A 16,882-nucleotide genomic window follows, 5' to 3' on the forward strand; every position below is an offset into this window, starting at 1 on the left:
CATCAGCCGCTTTCCCTCACCACCTGCGAGTACTATTCCAAAGATCTTCTTGGCCTTCATGTGTACAGAGTAAGGCACCATCGGGGGTGTCTGTGCGCGCTTTGTGCATGAGTGATGCCCCCGCCTGCGCTAGTTTTACTGCATGCGAGTGGATCTACTGACCAAGGAATACCCGCCCGAGATCTACGGCGGGGCCGGCGTGCACGTCACGGAGCTCGTGAGAGCCCTGCGTGAGGACATCGATGTGACGGTGAGGTGCTTCGGTGAACCTCGCACGGACAGTGATACGTACGCATACACCGTGCCTGCGACGCTGACGCAGGCCAATCCCACCCTGGCCACGCTGGGAGTCGACCTGCAGATGGCTCAGGACGTGTCGGGTGCCGACCTCGTGCATTCCCACACGTGGTACGCGAATGGCGCGGGCCACTTCGCCAAGCTTCTCCACGGGATCCCCCATGTGGTCACCGCTCACAGTCTCGAGCCCCTGCGTCCATGGAAGGCCGAGCAGCTCGGCGGCGGATACCGCGTCTCCAGCTGGATCGAGAAGACGGCCTTTGAGGCAGCGGATGCCGTGATTGCCGTGAGCGGGGGCATGCGCCGCGACATCCTGCGCAGCTATCCCGACCTCGACGCCTCTCGCGTGCACGTGGTGTACAACGGCATCGACCTGGATCGGTGGAAGCCCACCCATGATCTCGACTTCGTGCGATCGCTCGGCATCGATCCTGAGCGGCCGTCGGTCGTGTTCGTCGGCCGCATCACCCGGCAGAAGGGGCTCCCGTACCTGTTGCGGGCCGCCGCTACATTGCCAGCAGACGTTCAGCTTGTGCTCTGCGCCGGCGCACCGGACACTCCGGGTATCCTCGCCGAGGTCACCGCCGGAGTCGAAGAGTTGCAGAAGGAACGCTCAGGAGTGGTCTGGATCAACCGCCTGCTCTCGCAGCACGAACTCTCTGCGGTCCTCACCCAGGGAACCGTTTTCGTGTGTCCCTCGATCTATGAACCTCTCGGCATCGTCAATCTTGAAGCCATGGCCTGCGGCTTAGCCGTTGTCGGAACGGCCACGGGCGGAATCCCCGAGGTGGTGGCCGACGGCGAAACCGGAAGGCTGGTGCCCATCGAGCAGATGACCGACGGAACGGGCACGCCTCTTGATCCGGATGCCTTTGTCGCGGATTTGTCGCGCACGCTGGCCGAGGTTGTCGGCGACCCCGTGCGGGCCGCCGAGATGGGGCGTCAGGGGCGTCTGAGGGCCGAACGTGAATTCGGCTGGGCACAGATCGCCACTCGGACCCGAGAGATTTACGCCTCACTGCTCTAAGCGAGGGGGCGTCGGGCCGGCGACGTGCTCGGCGACCCGGTGACGCCCGATAACATGGCCTAATGGTCAACGTTCTTCAATTCACCGACGTATCCGTCGTCCGGGCTGGCACAACCATCCTCGACTCAGTGAATTGGAGTGTCGACGATGATCAGCGATGGGTGATTCTGGGACCGAATGGTGCGGGTAAGACCACTCTGTTACAGATTGCCGCCGCGATCATCCATCCATCGAGCGGTAAGGCCGAGGTGCTCGAGGAGCCCCTCGGTGGCACTGACCTGTTCGAGTTGCGTCCGCGAATCGGATTCGCGTCGACGGCGATGGCCCGCCGGGTTCCGGCCGGAGAAAAGGTGCTCGACGTCGTGATGACGGCCGCGTACTCGGTCACCGGGCGCTGGAACGAAGAATACGAGGACATTGACGAGCGCCGTGCGCAGCGTGTTCTCGTGGAGTGGAAGCTCGACCACCTTGCCCAGCGTAAGTTTGGCACGCTGAGCGACGGCGAGCAGAAGCGTGTGCAGATCGCTCGAGCGGTGATGACCGATCCCGAGATCCTGTTGCTCGATGAGCCCGCCGCGAGCCTCGATCTGGGCGCCAGGGAGGCCCTGCTGCAGTTGCTGAGCGGCTATGCCAAGGAACCGCATTCACCGGCGATCATCATGGTCACGCACCACGTGGAGGAGATTCCACTCGGCTTCACTCACGTTCTGCTCGTCAAGAACGGAACGGTCGTCGCGTCGGGACCGATGGCCGAGGCCCTCACATCCGAGGCGCTCAGCACCGCATTCGATCTGACCATCGACCTTCAGGAGGCCGACGGTCGTTACACGGCCCGCGCAATTTAATGGCGGCCTGGGTATTTGACGAGGCTAATGGCCCGCTACTGCGCGGCTTCTGCTAAAGTTTTGAAGGGCCATCTGGCCTGCCAGTTTTTCGCCGCACCGGCGAATCCGGTGTAACACCAACTAGATAGCACTGTGACCAGTTACAAGTCTGTTCACCTGACGTGCGATAAGGAAATCATGAAGTCTGACATCCACCCCCTTTACGAAGCAGTCGTTTTCCGCGACCTCGCATCCGGCGCAACCTTCCTCACCCGCTCCACGGTCTCCAGCAAGAAGACCATCGAGTGGGAAGACGGCACGACCTACCCGGTCATCGACGTGGAAATCTCCTCCGAGTCGCACCCGTTCTACACAGGCAAGCAGCGCATCATGGACGCTGCCGGACGCGTGGAGAAGTTCAACTCGCGCTACAAGGGCTTCGGTAAATAGCACCTGCCCCACAGCGACACGAAAGGCGACCAGCTTCGGCTGGTCGCCTTTTCTTGTGTCCTGAGCCCGTGTGGGCTTTGCGTGCGGGCCTAGCGTTCCGGCCAGAGTACGTCTGCAACGAACTCGGGGTCACGGCCGCGTCGCATGTAGTCCTGGAAACTCTCGGCCTGCTGGCGGTACCAGGTGACCTGAGCGGCATGAAGGTCGTCGAGCGTTGCGGGGAGTGCGCTCGAGTGAGCCCGGTGAATGGCCTGTGCCACCCGGCCGGCAGCGATGGCGTCGGCGCCGGCATCGTGCGCCTCGCTGAGCGTGACGCCGTAGAAGGCGGATGTCACTTCGAGCGTGCGCTTGCCCTTGCGGTACTTGTCGATGCCTTTGTCAATGACAAGAGGATCGATGACCGGACTGGGCGAGATCAAGGGGGCGATCCCGTAACGAACGGCCTCGCGGTTGAGGAGGGTGAGGTCATACGGCGCGTTGTAGGCCACAACAGGAAGCCCGTCGGCGAGGTGCGCGCGAAGGGCCGCAACGATCTCAGCGATGCCCACGGCGGGGTCCGTGCCGTGCAGAGCGGCGTATTCGGTCGTGATGCCGTGAACATTCGTGGCACCGGTTGGAATCTCGACGCCCGGGTCGAGGAGCCAGTCGATTCTGTGCTCGACCTCGCCGGCGGCATTGAGCACGGCCACCGTGGCGGACACGATGCGGCATGTCTCCACGTCGATGCCGGTGGTCTCTGTGTCGAAAACGGCGAGTCGATCGCTCCAGTTGCTCATACTCCCACCCTACGGCCGACGACCGACACTCTTCGCGAACGACGCCCGCCATTAGGGGCATGAGTATCGGGGCATCCTGCTCAGCGGTGAGCGAGTCGAGGGCACGGCGTCAGCCGGACCTCGGCGGCGTCGGACGGGTTGCGCTCTTCCGGGTTGCGCTCAGCTGGGTGCAATAATATACTTGCACCCGTTAGGAGAAATATTGTGAATGTCGAACAGCTCAGCGCAACCCTCGCGGCCGTGGCCAGCCCGCAACGCATGATCATCCTGTCCGAGCTGACGCAGGGCCGCGTGCATGTGAGCGAGTTGGCTCGTCGCGTCGGCATGTCCCGAGCGCTGTTGTACATGCATCTGGCCAAGCTCGAGGCGAGCGGGTTCGTCGCCACGTCCTTGGAACTCTCTCCGGCGGGCACCGCCCTTAAATACGTCTCCCTGGTGCCGTTTTCGGTCACGGTCGACATCCACACCATCACCCAGGCAGTCGGCGTCGCCGCTGCCCGACACGATTAAGGATCAATCATGGAACTCTCGGTCTACTGGATTCCCATCGTCGCAATCATCGGGGGTATTACGTACTCGATCTTCGACCAGTATTTCAAACTGCGCCGCAGGCAGGCGGAGGCGTCGTCCGGAGGCGAGGTCCGGGCCGCCCTTGCCGCCAGTAATGATCTGAACACGCAGCTGTTGACCAGGCTTGAGGGATTGGACACCCGGCTCGCACGCATCGAGCGAACGTTGATCGAGGTCGGCTGACCCTCTTCTGCGGTTCTGTGAGGTGGAGGCTAGCCGCAGTGCAGCCAATAGAAGCTCTGCGCACCGAGCGTCAGCGTGAGAGCGCCGTCCTCGTCGAACGTCGGGAATATCGCGCCGCCGAAGAGGTCGTAGAGCCGCGTGCCCGCCATCGCCGGATCAGTGATCTGAAAGGCCACCGGATTGTGCGAGAAGCTGAAGACGCACATCACCGTCTCCGGCTGGTCCCCGAACATCCGGCCGGAACCGGCGTAGCTGCGCGTGAAGGCGAGCACGGATTCGTGGTTGGTGGTGAGTACCGTGATGGTGCCCAGCCCGAAGGTGGGGTGGCTCTTTCGCACGTGGATGACGTTGCGAATCCAGTGCAGGAGTGAGCCGGACTGCGCCAGATGCGTCTCGACATTCGTTTGCGTGTAGTTGTAGACCAGAGACTGTACGACCGGCAGGTACAGCTTGCCGGGATCGGCGTCGGAGAAGCCGGCGTTGCGGTCCGGAGTCCACTGCATGGGCGTGCGGGAGCTGTCACGGTCGGGCAGCCAGATGTTGTCGCCCATGCCGATCTCGTCGCCGTAGTAGAGAAACGGGCTGCCGGGCAGAGCGAACAACAGGGCGTGGGCCAGCTCGAGTTCCGACCGGGAGTTGTCCAGGAGGGGGGCGAGACGACGACGGATGCCGATGTTGGCGCGCATCCGAGGGTCGTAGGCGTACCAGCCATACATGGCTTGCCGGTATTCCTCGCTGACCATTTCGAGCGTGAGCTCGTCGTGGTTTCGGAGGAAGACTCCCCAGCCGGCCCCCTCGGGGATATCCGTCGTCTCCGAGAGCACGCGGACGAGCTCATTGGCCTGCTGTGACCTGAGCGAGTAGAAGATGCGGGGCATCACCGGAAAGTCGAATGCCATGTGGCATTCCGGCTCTTCTTCCGTGCCAAAGAAGGCGGCCACTTCGCGCGGCCACTGGTTCGCTTCCGCGATCATGACGCGGCCGGGGTATTCCCGGTCGACCATGGCGCGGAGCGTCGGATGAATTCGTGGGTGGGCGGCTCGCCCTCGCCGTTGCCCTCATCGGACTCATACAGGTAGGGAATGGCGTCGAGCCGAAAACCGTCGACTCCGAGGTCGAGCCAGAATTTGACGACCTCGAAAATTGCCTCGTGAACGGCCGGGTTCTCGAAATTCAGGTCTGGCTGATGCGAGAAGAACCGGTGGAAGAAGAACTGGCGCCGCACCGGGTCGAAGGCCCAGTTTGACTCCTCCGTGTCGGTGAAGATAATCCGAACGTTGGCGTACTTGTCGTCGGTGTCGCTCCAGACATAGAAGTCGCCGAACGGGCCCTCGGGGTCTTCGCGCGACTGCTGGAACCAGTCGTGCTGGTCTGACGTGTGATTGAGCGGGAGGTCTATCACCACGCGCATGTTGCGTTCGTGCGCCTTGGTGACGAGGTCCTTGAACTCGTCGAGCGTGCCGAATTCCGGCAGGATCGTGCGATAGTCGGCCACGTCGTAGCCGCCGTCACGTAGTGGAGATGTGAAGAACGGCGGGATCCAGATCGCATCGATGCCCAGCCACTGCAGGTAGTCCAATTTGGACACGAGCCCGGCGAGATCGCCGGAACCGTCACCGTTGCTATCGACGAATGAGCGGACCATGACCTCGTAGAAAACCGAGCGTCGGTACCAAAGTGGATCCAGAGTCAGTCCCGGCAACTGGATGGGTGCGGTAAAGCTCACGGTGTTCCTCCCGGCCCATGGCGGGCGCCATGAAAGCGGTCAACAGTGTGAGTCTAGAACGACGCACTCGGTGTCTGTCCAGAGGAAGTCAAGTCTCCCGGATAAACTTTCACGGGTGATCGTTCCTTCCCCCTATGCCGACCTGCTCGCCCGGATCCCCGTGAAGCCCCGTGCCCTCGAGGTGTGCGGCAGCACGACGGCCTTCTGGGACTACGGCGACCCGGGTTCCACGACCACGATCGTGATGGTGCACGGGTTTCGCGGGGATCACCATGGCCTTGAGCCCGTTGTGGCGCATCTGACCGGGGTTCGAATCGTGTCGCCGGACCTGCCGGGTTTCGGCGCTTCCGAGCCGCTCCTCGGCATCCGCCACGACCTCGACGGCTACGCCCTGTGGCTGCGCGAATTCGTGCGAATGCTCGGAGCCGACGGCAGGCTGGTCATCCTCGGTCACTCGTTCGGATCGATTGTCGTGTCTGCGGCGCTGGCTGGCGGGCTTCGGGCCGACGATGTCGTGTTGGTCAATCCCATCGCTGCTCCGGCGCTGTCCGGACCGCGCGGCGTGCTCACCCGGCTGGCCGTGTTCTACTACTGGGCCGCGGCGGCTCTGCCCGAACGGCTCGGGTTCGCGCTCCTGCGCAACCGGGCGATCGTGCGGATCATGAGTGTGACGATGACCAAGACACGCGAGCCCATGCTGCGCCGATGGATCCATAACCAGCACGACCGATACTTCTCGGCGTTCTTCGACCGAACGGTGGTGATGGACGCCTTCAAGGCGTCCGTCGGGCACGACGTCAGCGAGTTCGCCGCGGACATCCCCGAGCGCACACTCCTGATCGCAGCGGAGAAAGACGACATCACCCCTCTCGCGGCCCAGTACCGCCTACAAGTGCTGTTTCCGCAAGCGTCCCTGGCGGTCATCAACGATGTGGGGCACCTGATCCATTACGAAATGCCCGAGCCGGCCGCCGCGGAACTGCGGCGCTTCCTGTCCCTCCCGGAGGTCTCATGAAGATCGTTTTCGATTGCCGTTACACCCGCACCGATCGGCACGACGGCATCAGCCGCTACACCGCCGGTCTCGTGACGGAGTTGGCCAGGCTGCATCCGCTCACGATGCTGATCAGTGATCACCGCCAGCTCGACCTGCTTCCGAACCTGCCGTGGCAGCTCACGAGCGCTCCCACGAGCATCCGTGAACCGTTTGTGGCGCGCCAGGTGAATAAGCTTCATCCGGATGTCGTCTTCAGCCCGATGCAAACCATGGGTTCGTGGGGTCGCAACTACCGTCTTCTGCTCACCGTTCACGACCTGATCTATTACCGCAATCGCACGCCCCCTCGGGAGTTTCCGGCAGTGATTCGCCTGCTCTGGCGTCTGTATCACCTGTCGTGGTGGCCGCAACGGATGTTGCTGAACCGCGCCGATGCCGTGGTCACGGTCTCCGAGACGACCCGGGGTCTCATCGCCGAGCACAACCTCACCAAGCGACCCGTCCTTGTTGTGCCCAACGCCGCGGACGCCTCGGGCGGGCCGCCTGTCCGGCGTGAGACCCCCGAAACGGGACGTCTGGTGTACATGGGTTCCTTCATGCCCTACAAGAACGTGGACACGCTTGTGCGGGCCGTGGCCGAGCTTCCCGGCCATGAGCTGCACCTGATGAGCCGCGTACCGGAGCCGGAACAGGCCCGCCTGACTGCTCTGGCGCCGCAGGCGCGGCTGGTGTTCCATAACGGGGTGACCGACGAGGAATACGTCGCCGTGCTCCGCTCGGCGACAGCCCTCGTGACGGCCTCGCTCGACGAAGGATTCGGTATCCCGCTCGTGGAGGCCATGAGCCTCGGGATTCCCATCGCGGTCAGCGATATTCCGATCTTTCGGGAGATCGGCGGAGACGCGGCCGTGTATTTCGAGCCCACCAGCCCCACAGCGCTCGTCGACGCGGTGCGCACGCTGACAAAACCGGGGGAGTGGGCTGCACGTTCGGCGGCCTCGGTCGAGACCGCCGCCCGCTTCACCTGGCGATCGTCAGCGGAGAAACTGCTCGACGCGGTGACCGCCCAGAGCACGGTTAGCGGAGCACGTCAAACGACTCGTTGACCGTGCGAAGGGTCGCGTCGAAGTGTGTCAACTCGACGCGGCCGTCACGCCACACGAAGTCATGCACGGAGCCATTGGCGATGATCTCGTTGTGCCTCGGGCGATCGCCCGCCGTGAAGTGTCGAAGCAGTGTGCCGATGATGCCGCCGTGGCTGATTACGAGAATGGACTCTCCCTCGTAGCGTTCGGCCAAGCGGGCTAACGCGGGAAGCACTCGATCGAGCACCTGCTGGCGCGTCTCGAGTCCGGCAACAGGCACGCCGTCGGGAAAGCGCGCCTGGCGTTCGGTGAAGGTGAGCCCTTCCATCTCTCCGTGGTGACGCTCCGTCATGGCGTCATCGACCTGCGGGAGCGGAAGGCCCAGTTCGCCGGCGATGATGCGTGCCGTTTCTTCCGCCCGCGCGAGAGGGCTGCTCACCACGCGGTCCCAGGTGTGTTCACGCAGCCGCACGCCGGCTTCTGCGGCCTGCGCTCGGCCGATGGAGTTCAAAGGGATGTCCGTGCTGCCCTGGATACGCTGCTGACGATTCCACTCTGTTTGCCCGTGCCGAACGATGGATAGTTGCGTCGGCCGCTCCGGCGCCGCATTCTGCTTTCTGGGCTCAGGCACTTCTCTGGGCTCAGGCACTTCTCTGGGCTCAGGCACTTCTGTGGGCTCAGGCACTTCTATGGGCACAGGCGCTCGGCCAATCCGGCGAGGGTCTCCGAGGTTCCGGCTTCAAGCTTGAGGACCGCGCGACCGTCCCCCTTCGTCGCTCCCCGATTGATGACGATGATCGGCAGTTTGCGGCGCCGTGCCTGCTCGAGCAAACGGATGCCCGAATTCACGGCGAGCGACGACCCCGCCACGATGAGCGCGTCGGCACCCTGCACCAGGGACTGGGCGGACGCGAACCTCTCCGTCGGCACGAACTCACCGAAGAACACCACGTTAGGTTTGAGCATCCCGCCGCAGACGGTGCACGCGGGGATGATGAAACCGTCGATATCGTCCACGTCGGCGTCCCCATCCGGGGCGAGACGCACGGCGTCCGGGCTGTTCAGGAGCGGGTTCGCGGCCTCGAGTCGCGCCGCCACGCTGTCCCGTCCGAACGCCTGTCCGCAGACAAGGCAGATGACGCGGTCCATCGACCCGTGGAGTTCGACGACATGGCGTGAGCCGGCCCGGGTGTGGAGACCGTCGACGTTTTGCGTGATGATTCCGGAGACAATGCCCGCTCGTTCAAGCAATACGAGTGAATCGTGGCCCAGGTTGGGTTGGGCCGCACGAAAGTGCCGCCAGCCCAGGTGGCTGCCGGCCCAATACCGTTTGCGGGCGCGTTCGTTGCCCGCGAAAGTCTGGAAGGTCATGGGATTACGCACCGGCGCGCCTTCGCCACGGTAATCGGGAATCCCCGAATCGGTGCTGACTCCGGCTCCCGTGAGTACAACGGTTTGCTTGCCGTGCAGGATGGCCGCCACGGCGTCGAGCTGGTCGTTCGCGATAACAGCATCCGCCAGAGCGTCGACCGAGACCGTCTCGTCGTCGGTGACGGGGAGCGTCTCGGCGGCCAGGGTCGCGGCGGGCGGGAGCAGGTCGGCCGTCATGAATGCTCCATCCTTGTGGGCGCTGTACAGACCCCACACGTCAATTCTAAACTCGTCTGTTTTCCGTATTTGAATCCTGACCTGTCAGGCTGGAGATTACACTCCCTCGAAAGGCGTTCCACTCGTGCAGATCATTCCCATCACCGACCTCGATCTGCCCGACCTGAGCGACTACTCGCGCCTGACAGATGTCGCGCTGCGCCGAGTGTCCGAGCCCGCAAACGGGCTCTACATCGCTGAGTCCCCGAAGGTGATCGGACGCGCTATCGCGGCCGGTCACCAGCCGCGTTCCCTGCTGGTGCAGGAACAATGGCTCCCCGATGCCGAACGGCTGTTGGCTGAGTGGCCGGATGTGCCGGTCTATGTCGGCACGTCTGCGGTTCTGGAGAAGCTCACGGGCTACAACCTGCACCGAGGCGCGCTCGCTGCCATGCATCGACCGGCGCTCGCGTCGGTCCCCGACATCATCCGGGATGCGCGCCGAATCGTGATTCTCGAGGACATCGTGGACCACACCAATGTCGGGGCAATTTTTCGTTCTGTGGCCGGACTCGGCGCGGACGCCGTGCTGATTACCCCGCGATGCGCCGATCCGCTGTACCGTCGCAGCGTGCGCGTGAGCATGGGCACCGTTCTGCAGGTGCCGTGGACCCGCCTGCCGGAATGGAGTGAGGCCGCGCCGCTCCTGCACGCCGCGGGATTCCATCTCGCCGCGCTCGCACTGAGCGATACGGCGGTGTCTCTCGACCGTTTCGCCATCGACCCGCCGGAGCGAGTGGCACTCGTGCTCGGTGCTGAGGGGGACGGGCTCAGCACTCACGCTCTGGCGGCTGCCGATACGGTGGTCACCATCCCCATGCTCCATGGGGTCGACTCGCTCAATGTCGCGTCGGCCAGCGCCGTGGCGCTGTACGCGCTGCGGCGGTGACGCCCGCCGACACCCGGTGAGGCGCGCGCGTCTATAGGATTGACGGATGCCGACCCGCCGTGTGATCTACCGCCGGAGACGCCTCGCCGTTTTCGCACTCGTCCTCGTAGCAGTGATGGGTTTCGGCTACCTCGCCGCCACCGGGCTGGCCCCGGTGCCGGCGTCGGCAGCCGAGATCAGCCAACCAGTTCCGCTCACGCAGCCCGCCGCGACCCCGCAGTGGCCGAGTTTCGGTACGGGGGCGATCGGGGCCGTCGGATTCCCCGGCGTTCTGGCGTCGAACGGCGATCAGGCCGCCATGCCGATCGCCAGCATCACCAAGATGGTGACGGCCCTCGTGGTTCTCGAGGCCAAACCCCTCGGCGCTGATGAGGCCGGCCCCGACATCACCTTCACCGATGCCGACATCGAGCTCTACTACAAGTCTCTCGCGGAGAACGGTTCAGTGGCCCCGGTCGTCTCCGGGATGGTCCTCACCCAGCGGGAAGCCTTCGAAGCCATGCTCCTGCCGTCGGCGAACAACTACGCCGCCTCTCTTGCAGTGTGGGCCTACGGGTCGGAGAGCGCCTATCTCGAGGCCGCCAACGCATGGTTGACCGACCACGGCTTGACGGACACGGTCGTCGCGGACACGAGCGGTATCTCCTCGAACAGTGTGAGCAGCCCGGCGAACCTCGTAGAGCTGGCCAAGCTCGTTCTGGGCAGTCCCGCGCTGGCCGAGATCGTGGCCCTGCCCACAGCCGTGCTGCCGACGATCGGTACCGTCACGAGCACGAATAAGCTTCTCGGCACCAATGGTGTCGACGGGATCAAAACCGGCACAACGGATGTCGCCGGTGCCTGCCTGCTTTTTTCGACCGACGTGCAGATCGGCGACGAAACGGTCACTCTGGTGGGTGTCGTACTCGGCGGCGACACCCACACGGAGCTCAACGACGCCATTTCGGCGCTGATCGAGAGCGTGAAGCCGGGTTTCCAGAACGTGACGCTCGCCGAGAAGGGCGCCGTCTACGGCAGCTACACAACCCCCTGGGGACAGACGACGAACGCCGTGGCGGGGGAGAAGGCATCCGCTCTCGTCTGGTCGGACACGCCCATCGCCGGCACCATCACAGCGCGCAGCATCCAGACCGGAGCGCTCGGTGACGCCGTCGGGGACGTTGACTTCTCGGTGGGAGACACTGACGTGAGCGTGCCGCTCGTGCTCGACGCAGCGGTCACCGATCCGGGTGCTGGTTGGCGCTTCACTCACCCGGGTGAACTCGCCGCCGGACGTTAGCTCCCCCGGCCCGGCCCGTCTCAGGCCCCGTCCCGCCTCAGGCCTGACTGACGCGCCTGGGGCGGGCACCGCCCGTGACCCGCTCTAGTCGGCGAGAAAAGGCCCGGCAAGGGGGCGTTTGGGTGAGATGTGGTCGCCCGAGGACTGATGGCGGATGCGCCTCAGCACCCACGGCACGAGGTAGGTGCGAGCCCAAGCCAGATCTTCCGTGCGCGCCTGCCGCCACGTGGTCCCGGGCATCGGCTCGGGCTGCTGTGGCTCAAGGCTGTTGGCCACGTTCAGTGACGCGAGCACCATGCGCGCTACGGTGTGGTGTCCGAACGCGTTGAGGTGCAAACGGTCGGGCGCCCAGAGGCGCGGGTCCTGAATCTCCGTCAGCGACCACATGTCGGCCACAACGCAGTCGTACTTGGTCGCCACGGCGCGCATGTTTTCGTTGTAGATGGCGACCTTGCCGCGAATCCCGCGGAAAACCGGGGAGAAGCCCACGTCCGCCCCAGTGAACAACACGATGGTTGCACCGTCGCGGCTGAGCCGGCTGACGGCCTCCTCGCAGCGGGCCGCGATCTCGTCCGGGTCGGTGCCGGGGCGCAGAACGTCGTTACCGCCGGCCGAGAATGTGATGAGGTCTGGGTGCAGCGCAAGGGCCGGTGCGATCTGTTCGTGAGAAATTTGTCGGATCAATTTTCCGCGCACGGCGAGGTTCGCATACGCGAAATCGTCGGTGCCTTCGCTGAGAACGTCGGCCACTCGATCGGCCCAGCCCCGGTTGCCGCCCGGGCTTGCGGGCTCGGGGTCGCCGATACCTTCGGTAAAGGAATCCCCGAGGGCGACGTAACGGGACCACGGATGTTGTTGCTTCGTCATGTTTTCATTCTGTCGGTACACACGCGGTGCGGCACAACTTGATATCTTGAGGAGGAGTGAATACTCCATCTGTTTTCGGTCCCGCGCAGGGAACGAGTGCAGCCGAACACTTGTCCCCCTCCTTCCCGGAGCGAGCCGCCTGGGGCACCGCAAGCAAGTTGCGGGCCTGGCAGGCCGAGGCCCTCGAGGCCTATTTCCAGCACGAGCCCCGAGACTTTCTCGCCGCCGCGACACCGGGGGCCGGCAAGACCACGTTCGCGCTGCGACTCGCCGCCGAGCTGCGCTCCCGCCGCACCATCGACCGCATCACGGTGGTCGCTCCCACCGAGCATCTCAAGAACCAGTGGGCGGATGCCGCGGCGCGCGCGGGCATCCGTCTGGACCCCATGTTCAAGAACGCCGACGGCATCTACGGCAGCCACTACCACGGCGTCGTGGTGACCTACGCGCAGGTGGCAGCCCGGGCCGCGCTGCACAAGCGGCTGACCGAGTCGAGCCGCACTCTCGTGATCCTCGATGAGATTCACCACGGCGGTGACGCGCTCAGCTGGGGCGACGCCATCCGTGAGGCCTTTGGTCCGGCCACCCGGAGGCTGTCCCTCACCGGCACCCCGTTCCGCTCTGATACGTCGCCCATCCCCTTTGTGAGCTACCTGCCGGACAAACACGGCATCCGCATGTCGCAGAGCGACTACGCGTACGGCTACGGCCGCGCCCTCGCGGACGGTGTTGTGCGCCCCGTCATGTTCATGGTCTATGCGGGGCACATGAAGTGGCGCACCCGGGCCGGTGAGGAGATGGAAGCCAAACTCGGTGAGGGCAACACCAAGGACATCACCAGCCAGGCGTGGCGCACAGCGCTCGAGCCCACGGGACAGTGGATTCCGGCGGTGCTGCGCTCGGCGGACCAGCGCCTCACGGCCGTGCGCCAAGGGATTCCGGATGCCGGTGGCCTCGTGATCGCGACCGACCAGACCATGGCGCGGGCTTACGCGGTGATCCTTGAGGATATCTGCGGGGAACCGGTGACGATCGTTCTCTCGGATGAAAAAGAGTCCAGCGACCGCATCGACGAGTTCTCCAAGAACACCCGACGCTGGATGGTGGCCGTGCGGATGGTGTCGGAGGGTGTCGACGTGCCGCGGCTGGCCGTGGGGGTCTACGCCACGAGCGCGGCCACCCCGCTCTATTTCGCTCAGGCCATCGGCCGTTTCGTGCGTGCTCGTCGGCGCGGCGAGACGGCGTCGATCTTCCTGCCGAATGTGCCCGGGTTGCTGAGTCTCGCCAATGCCATGGAGCTCGAACGCGACCACGCGCTGGACCGGAGCAACCGTGAAGACGGCGACGACGGTATGTACAACCCCGAAGATGCCATGGTGGCCGCGGCCAACAAGGACGAGAAGGCGTCGGACGATCTGGGTGAAGAGGAATTCACCTGGCAGGCGCTGGACTCCCAGGCCACGTTTGACATGGTTATGTTCAACGGCGACGAATTCGGCGAACTCGCCGAACCCGGCACGGATGAGGAATTCGACTTCATCGGCATCCCCGGCCTGCTGGAGCCGGAACAGGTCTCCGAGCTGCTGCGACACCACCAGTCCCGGCAGGCGAAACGCTCCACTGACAAGCGCAAGGACCCGGTGACGGGCGAGATCGCGCCGCTGGACCCGCCGCCGCTCTATCGCACGCTCAAGGAGCAGCGAACGCTGCTCGCGAGTCTTGTGGGCATGTGGTCGAAGCTCGCGGAGGAACCGCACGGCATGATCCATGCCGAGTTGCGCCGGCTCTGCGGCGGACCGGCCGTGGCGCAGGCGAGTGTCACGCAGTTGCAAGCGCGCATTGACCTGCTCCGTCGCCGACTCGGCCGGAGCTGACTCCGTCCGCTGATCGGGGCGCGAGGCGCGAGCGATCGAGCTGGCCCCGACCGCTGGTCGAGGCGCGAGGCACGAGCGATCGAGCTGACTCCGACCGCTGGTCGAGGCGCGAGGCACGAGCGATCGAGCTGGCCCCGTCCGCTGGTCGAGGCGCGAGGGACGAGCGATCGAGACCCCGCGACCCGGTCCAGCCAACCGCGTTAGGCGGACAGCACCACGGCATCGGCCGCTGGAGCAGCCTGCGCGGCCTCCAAGGCGACGAGAATGTCCGCCATCAGGTCCTCGACATGCTCCAAACCGATCGACAGCCGCACGATCCCGGCCGACGGCCGAGCGCTCGCCTCGACGGGACGGTGCGTGAGGGATGCGGGGTGCTGTACGAGGGAATCCACTCCGCCGAGTGATACCGTGTGCGTGATCAGGCTGCAGGCCTCCGTGAATCGCACGCCGGCGTCGAACCCGCCCACGAAGTCCAGGGCAATCAGCGAGCCGGCACCCGCCGTTTGCCGTCCGATGAGGTGCTGGGGGTCTTGGCCGGGCAGGCCGGGGTAGAGCACGCGGGTGAGCGCGGGGTGGCCCTCGAGACGGGTGGCTATTTCGGCTGCCGTCGTCTGCTGGGCGCGCACGCGCACCGGTAGAGTACGAAGCCCCCGCTGCAGCAGGTACGCAGACAGCGGATGCAGCAGACCACCCGTGAGCGCGCGCACCTGTCGCAGTCGCACCATCCACTCTGTCGGTCCGGAAACCGTTCCACCCATGGCATCGCCGTGACCCCCCAGATACTTGGTGGCGCTGTGCAGCACGAGGGTCGCACCGTGCTCGAGCGGACGCTGGAGCACGGGAGTGGCGAAGGTGTTGTCCACGAGCACCGGAACGCTGCCGGCGGCCGCGACGACGGAGCGGATGTCGGTGAGCTCGAGCGTCGGATTGGCTGGGCTCTCGAGTATCACGAGTCCGGTATCGGGCCGGATCGCTGCAGTGATGCCCGCGACGTCGGTCCAGGTGACCGTCGTGCCCAGGAGGCCGGTGGCGAGAACGTGATCCGTTCCGCCGTACAGGGGGCGCAGGGCGACCGCATGGGCTTTGCCCGCCGTGACCGTGGCTAGAAGAACGGCCGACAGGGACGCCATCCCCGAGGCGAATGCCACGGTGCCCTCGCTGCCTTCGAGTGAGGACAGGGCGTCTTCGAATCGGGCGACTCCGGGCTGCCACAGGCGCTGATACACGGGGGAATCGCCCGGCTGCAGCTCACCTCCCGTTGCGAGGTTTTCGTACGATTCGCCACCCGATTCGACACCGGTCAGGGGATTCGTGGTAGACAGGTCGATCACGGGAACGTGTGATCCGCTCTCGGTGACGCCGCCCATCCCAGAGTGGACGGCGCGGGTCTCTATGCGTGACATCGGTGGCAACATACCTTGACAGAAACAGATTCTGTTCATCTGCGCAAGAGGGCCTGCAGAGTCTGCCACGAGGCGGCCTGAAAATCGCATAAACTGCTTGGCAACGAGGGAGTATGCCGATGGAATCGAAGAAGCCAGAACTTGACCGTGTGGACCGTGCGCTCCTGCGCGCACTGTCGGTGAACGCGCGCGCATCGGGAGCGGCCCTGGCGTCGGAAATCGGCGTCGCGGAATCCACCGTGTCGCTGCGGCTGCGCCGACTGCAGCAACTCGGCCACATTCGCGGCTACCGGGCGAATATCGACCTGGCCGCCCTCGGCGCCTCGCTCCAGGCGCTCATCTCGGTGCGGCTCGCGAAGCATGCGCGGGTGCAGATCGACGACTTTCGAAATGCGGCACCGCACTGGCCCGGCGTGATCGGACTCTTTCACACGGCGGGAGCGGATGACTACCTGCTCCACGTGGCCGCAGCGGATGCCTCCGATCTGCGGGACTTTGTGCTCGAGCACCTCGCGGAGCATCCTGCCGTCGCCCATACGGAGACAAACCTCATCTTCGAATATGTAGACGGAGACGGTTGGCAGGATCTGGTCAAGTAGCACCTGGTCACGCAGCACAGAAGGGCTCGGTCGACCTGACCGGGCCCTTCTGTGCTGCGTGACCGTTAACGAAGTAACGCCCCCGCCAGAGGCGAGGGCGTTACTGAGCTCTATTTAGAGGGCGCGGATGTTCTCGGCCTGGGGACCCTTGGGGCCCTGGGTTACCTCGAACTCGACCTTCTGGTTCTCATCGAGGGACTTGTAGCCATTCGACGCGATCGCGGAGTAGTGCGCGAAAACATCGGCGCTTCCGTCGTCGGGTGCGATAAAGCCGAAGCCCTTTTCAGCGTTGAACCATTTCACGGTACCTGTTGCCATTTGTAAAACTCCTCCAGGAGTGTTAGACCGACCCCGACTGTCGGGGCCGTTCGTCGCGGTATTCGTCGTCC

The 16,882-nt window shown here is 64.7% G+C and carries 17 protein-coding genes and 1 pseudogene; 11 read left to right on the forward strand and 7 right to left on the reverse strand.

What is annotated here, in order from left to right:
• The first annotated feature begins 142 nt into the window (after positions 1-142).
• From glgA to JF66_RS09655, 3 genes are all read left to right on the forward strand, one after another.
• A complete protein-coding gene (gene glgA, locus JF66_RS09645; RefSeq protein WP_035877406.1) occupies positions 143-1,324 on the forward strand; it encodes a glycogen synthase in 1,182 nt (393 codons plus the stop codon).
• Positions 1,325-1,386: 62 nt separating this feature from the next.
• Positions 1,387-2,169 (forward strand): ABC transporter ATP-binding protein, encoded by a 783-nt coding sequence (locus JF66_RS09650; RefSeq protein WP_035877407.1) that lies wholly within the window; start codon positions 1,387-1,389, stop codon positions 2,167-2,169.
• Positions 2,170-2,346: 177 nt separating this feature from the next.
• Positions 2,347-2,598, forward strand: coding sequence for a type B 50S ribosomal protein L31 (locus JF66_RS09655; RefSeq protein ID WP_035877408.1), 252 nt, complete (start codon positions 2,347-2,349; stop codon positions 2,596-2,598).
• Positions 2,599-2,687: 89 nt separating this feature from the next.
• Here JF66_RS09655 and JF66_RS09660 read toward each other — a convergent pair whose 3' ends face one another.
• Positions 2,688-3,374 carry an exonuclease domain-containing protein gene (locus tag JF66_RS09660; protein ID WP_035877409.1) on the reverse strand — a complete coding sequence of 229 codons (687 nt, stop codon included), beginning with the start codon at positions 3,372-3,374 and terminating at the stop codon, positions 2,688-2,690.
• Positions 3,375-3,578: 204 nt separating this feature from the next.
• Between JF66_RS09660 and JF66_RS09665 the strand changes: the two genes are divergently transcribed.
• Positions 3,579-3,884, forward strand: coding sequence for a winged helix-turn-helix domain-containing protein (locus JF66_RS09665; protein ID WP_035877410.1), 306 nt, complete (start codon positions 3,579-3,581; stop codon positions 3,882-3,884).
• Positions 3,885-3,893: 9 nt separating this feature from the next.
• Positions 3,894-4,127, forward strand: coding sequence for a hypothetical protein (locus JF66_RS09670; protein ID WP_035877411.1), 234 nt, complete (start codon positions 3,894-3,896; stop codon positions 4,125-4,127).
• Between the two features lie 29 nt (positions 4,128-4,156).
• Here JF66_RS09670 and treS read toward each other — a convergent pair.
• Positions 4,157-5,853: pseudogene (gene treS / locus JF66_RS09675) on the reverse strand (maltose alpha-D-glucosyltransferase).
• Positions 5,854-5,968: 115 nt separating this feature from the next.
• Between treS and JF66_RS09680 the strand changes: the two are divergent.
• Together JF66_RS09680 and JF66_RS09685 are read left to right on the forward strand one after the other, a co-directional pair.
• Positions 5,969-6,868: an alpha/beta fold hydrolase gene (locus tag JF66_RS09680; protein WP_035877412.1), complete on the forward strand. Its 900-nt coding sequence runs from the start codon at positions 5,969-5,971 to the stop codon at positions 6,866-6,868.
• Positions 6,865-7,956, forward strand: coding sequence for a glycosyltransferase family 1 protein (locus JF66_RS09685; protein ID WP_035877413.1), 1,092 nt, complete (start codon positions 6,865-6,867; stop codon positions 7,954-7,956). Before JF66_RS09680 ends, JF66_RS09685 begins: the two co-directional genes overlap by 4 nt.
• Here JF66_RS09685 and JF66_RS09690 read toward each other — a convergent pair.
• Positions 7,928-8,566 carry a histidine phosphatase family protein gene (locus tag JF66_RS09690; RefSeq protein WP_051973362.1) on the reverse strand — a complete coding sequence of 213 codons (639 nt, stop codon included), beginning with the start codon at positions 8,564-8,566 and terminating at the stop codon, positions 7,928-7,930. The genes JF66_RS09685 and JF66_RS09690 overlap by 29 nt on opposite strands.
• Before the next feature lie 56 nt (positions 8,567-8,622).
• Positions 8,623-9,543: a Sir2 family NAD-dependent protein deacetylase gene (locus JF66_RS09695; protein ID WP_081882284.1), complete on the reverse strand. Its 921-nt coding sequence runs from the start codon at positions 9,541-9,543 to the stop codon at positions 8,623-8,625.
• A 124-nt stretch (positions 9,544-9,667) separates the two neighbouring features.
• Here JF66_RS09695 and JF66_RS09700 point away from each other — a divergent pair, with 124 nt between their 5' ends.
• Positions 9,668-10,471, forward strand: a complete 804-nt coding sequence (locus JF66_RS09700; protein WP_035877414.1) for an RNA methyltransferase — start codon at positions 9,668-9,670, stop codon at positions 10,469-10,471.
• A 46-nt stretch (positions 10,472-10,517) separates the two neighbouring features.
• Positions 10,518-11,750, forward strand: a complete 1,233-nt coding sequence (locus JF66_RS09705; RefSeq protein ID WP_051973363.1) for a D-alanyl-D-alanine carboxypeptidase family protein — start codon at positions 10,518-10,520, stop codon at positions 11,748-11,750.
• Positions 11,751-11,834: 84 nt separating this feature from the next.
• Here JF66_RS09705 and JF66_RS09710 read toward each other — a convergent pair whose 3' ends face one another.
• Positions 11,835-12,617, reverse strand: a complete 783-nt coding sequence (locus JF66_RS09710; RefSeq protein ID WP_035877415.1) for an SGNH/GDSL hydrolase family protein — start codon at positions 12,615-12,617, stop codon at positions 11,835-11,837.
• A gap of 56 nt (positions 12,618-12,673) precedes the next feature.
• On the opposite strand from JF66_RS09710, the gene JF66_RS09715 reads away from it, so the two are divergent.
• Entirely contained in the window at positions 12,674-14,491 is a 1,818-nt protein-coding gene (locus tag JF66_RS09715) for a DEAD/DEAH box helicase (protein WP_035877416.1), read from the forward strand.
• Positions 14,492-14,691: 200 nt separating this feature from the next.
• Here JF66_RS09715 and JF66_RS09720 read toward each other — a convergent pair whose 3' ends face one another.
• Positions 14,692-15,894, reverse strand: coding sequence for a PLP-dependent aspartate aminotransferase family protein (locus tag JF66_RS09720; protein ID WP_197059378.1), 1,203 nt, complete (start codon positions 15,892-15,894; stop codon positions 14,692-14,694).
• Positions 15,895-16,013: 119 nt separating this feature from the next.
• Between JF66_RS09720 and JF66_RS09725 the strand changes: the two genes are divergently transcribed.
• The gene (locus JF66_RS09725; RefSeq protein WP_035877421.1) at positions 16,014-16,493 is read left to right on the forward strand and encodes an Lrp/AsnC family transcriptional regulator; all 480 of its coding nucleotides are present in this window, start codon (positions 16,014-16,016) and stop codon (positions 16,491-16,493) included.
• Positions 16,494-16,607: 114 nt separating this feature from the next.
• Here the strand turns inward: JF66_RS09725 and JF66_RS09730 are convergent, their stop codons facing one another.
• On the reverse strand, positions 16,608-16,811 hold the full coding sequence (locus tag JF66_RS09730; RefSeq protein WP_035840308.1) for a cold-shock protein: 204 nt from the start codon (positions 16,809-16,811) through the stop codon (positions 16,608-16,610).
• Positions 16,812-16,882: the final 71 nt, after the last annotated feature.

The sequence above is a fragment of the Cryobacterium sp. MLB-32 genome (assembly GCF_000738085.1).
Classification (GTDB): Bacteria; Actinomycetota; Actinomycetes; order Actinomycetales; family Microbacteriaceae; genus Cryobacterium.

Excerpts from the sequence above, each read along its gene's own strand:
- JF66_RS09720 (WP_197059378.1), bottom strand. The coding sequence starts at position 15,894 with ATGTCACGCATAGAGACCCGCGCCGTCCACTCTGGGATGGGCGGCGTC.
- JF66_RS09710 (WP_035877415.1), bottom strand. The coding sequence starts at position 12,617 with ATGACGAAGCAACAACATCCGTGGTCCCGTTACGTCGCCCTCGGGGAT.
- JF66_RS09670 (WP_035877411.1), top strand. The coding sequence starts at position 3,894 with ATGGAACTCTCGGTCTACTGGATTCCCATCGTCGCAATCATCGGGGGT.
- glgA (WP_035877406.1), top strand. The coding sequence starts at position 143 with ATGCGAGTGGATCTACTGACCAAGGAATACCCGCCCGAGATCTACGGC.
- JF66_RS09660 (WP_035877409.1), bottom strand. The coding sequence starts at position 3,374 with ATGAGCAACTGGAGCGATCGACTCGCCGTTTTCGACACAGAGACCACC.
- JF66_RS09730 (WP_035840308.1), bottom strand. The coding sequence starts at position 16,811 with ATGGCAACAGGTACCGTGAAATGGTTCAACGCTGAAAAGGGCTTCGGC.
- JF66_RS09705 (WP_051973363.1), top strand. The coding sequence starts at position 10,518 with ATGCCGACCCGCCGTGTGATCTACCGCCGGAGACGCCTCGCCGTTTTC.
- JF66_RS09695 (WP_081882284.1), bottom strand. The coding sequence starts at position 9,543 with ATGACGGCCGACCTGCTCCCGCCCGCCGCGACCCTGGCCGCCGAGACG.
- JF66_RS09650 (WP_035877407.1), top strand. The coding sequence starts at position 1,387 with ATGGTCAACGTTCTTCAATTCACCGACGTATCCGTCGTCCGGGCTGGC.
- JF66_RS09685 (WP_035877413.1), top strand. The coding sequence starts at position 6,865 with ATGAAGATCGTTTTCGATTGCCGTTACACCCGCACCGATCGGCACGAC.
- JF66_RS09655 (WP_035877408.1), top strand. The coding sequence starts at position 2,347 with ATGAAGTCTGACATCCACCCCCTTTACGAAGCAGTCGTTTTCCGCGAC.
- JF66_RS09725 (WP_035877421.1), top strand. The coding sequence starts at position 16,014 with ATGGAATCGAAGAAGCCAGAACTTGACCGTGTGGACCGTGCGCTCCTG.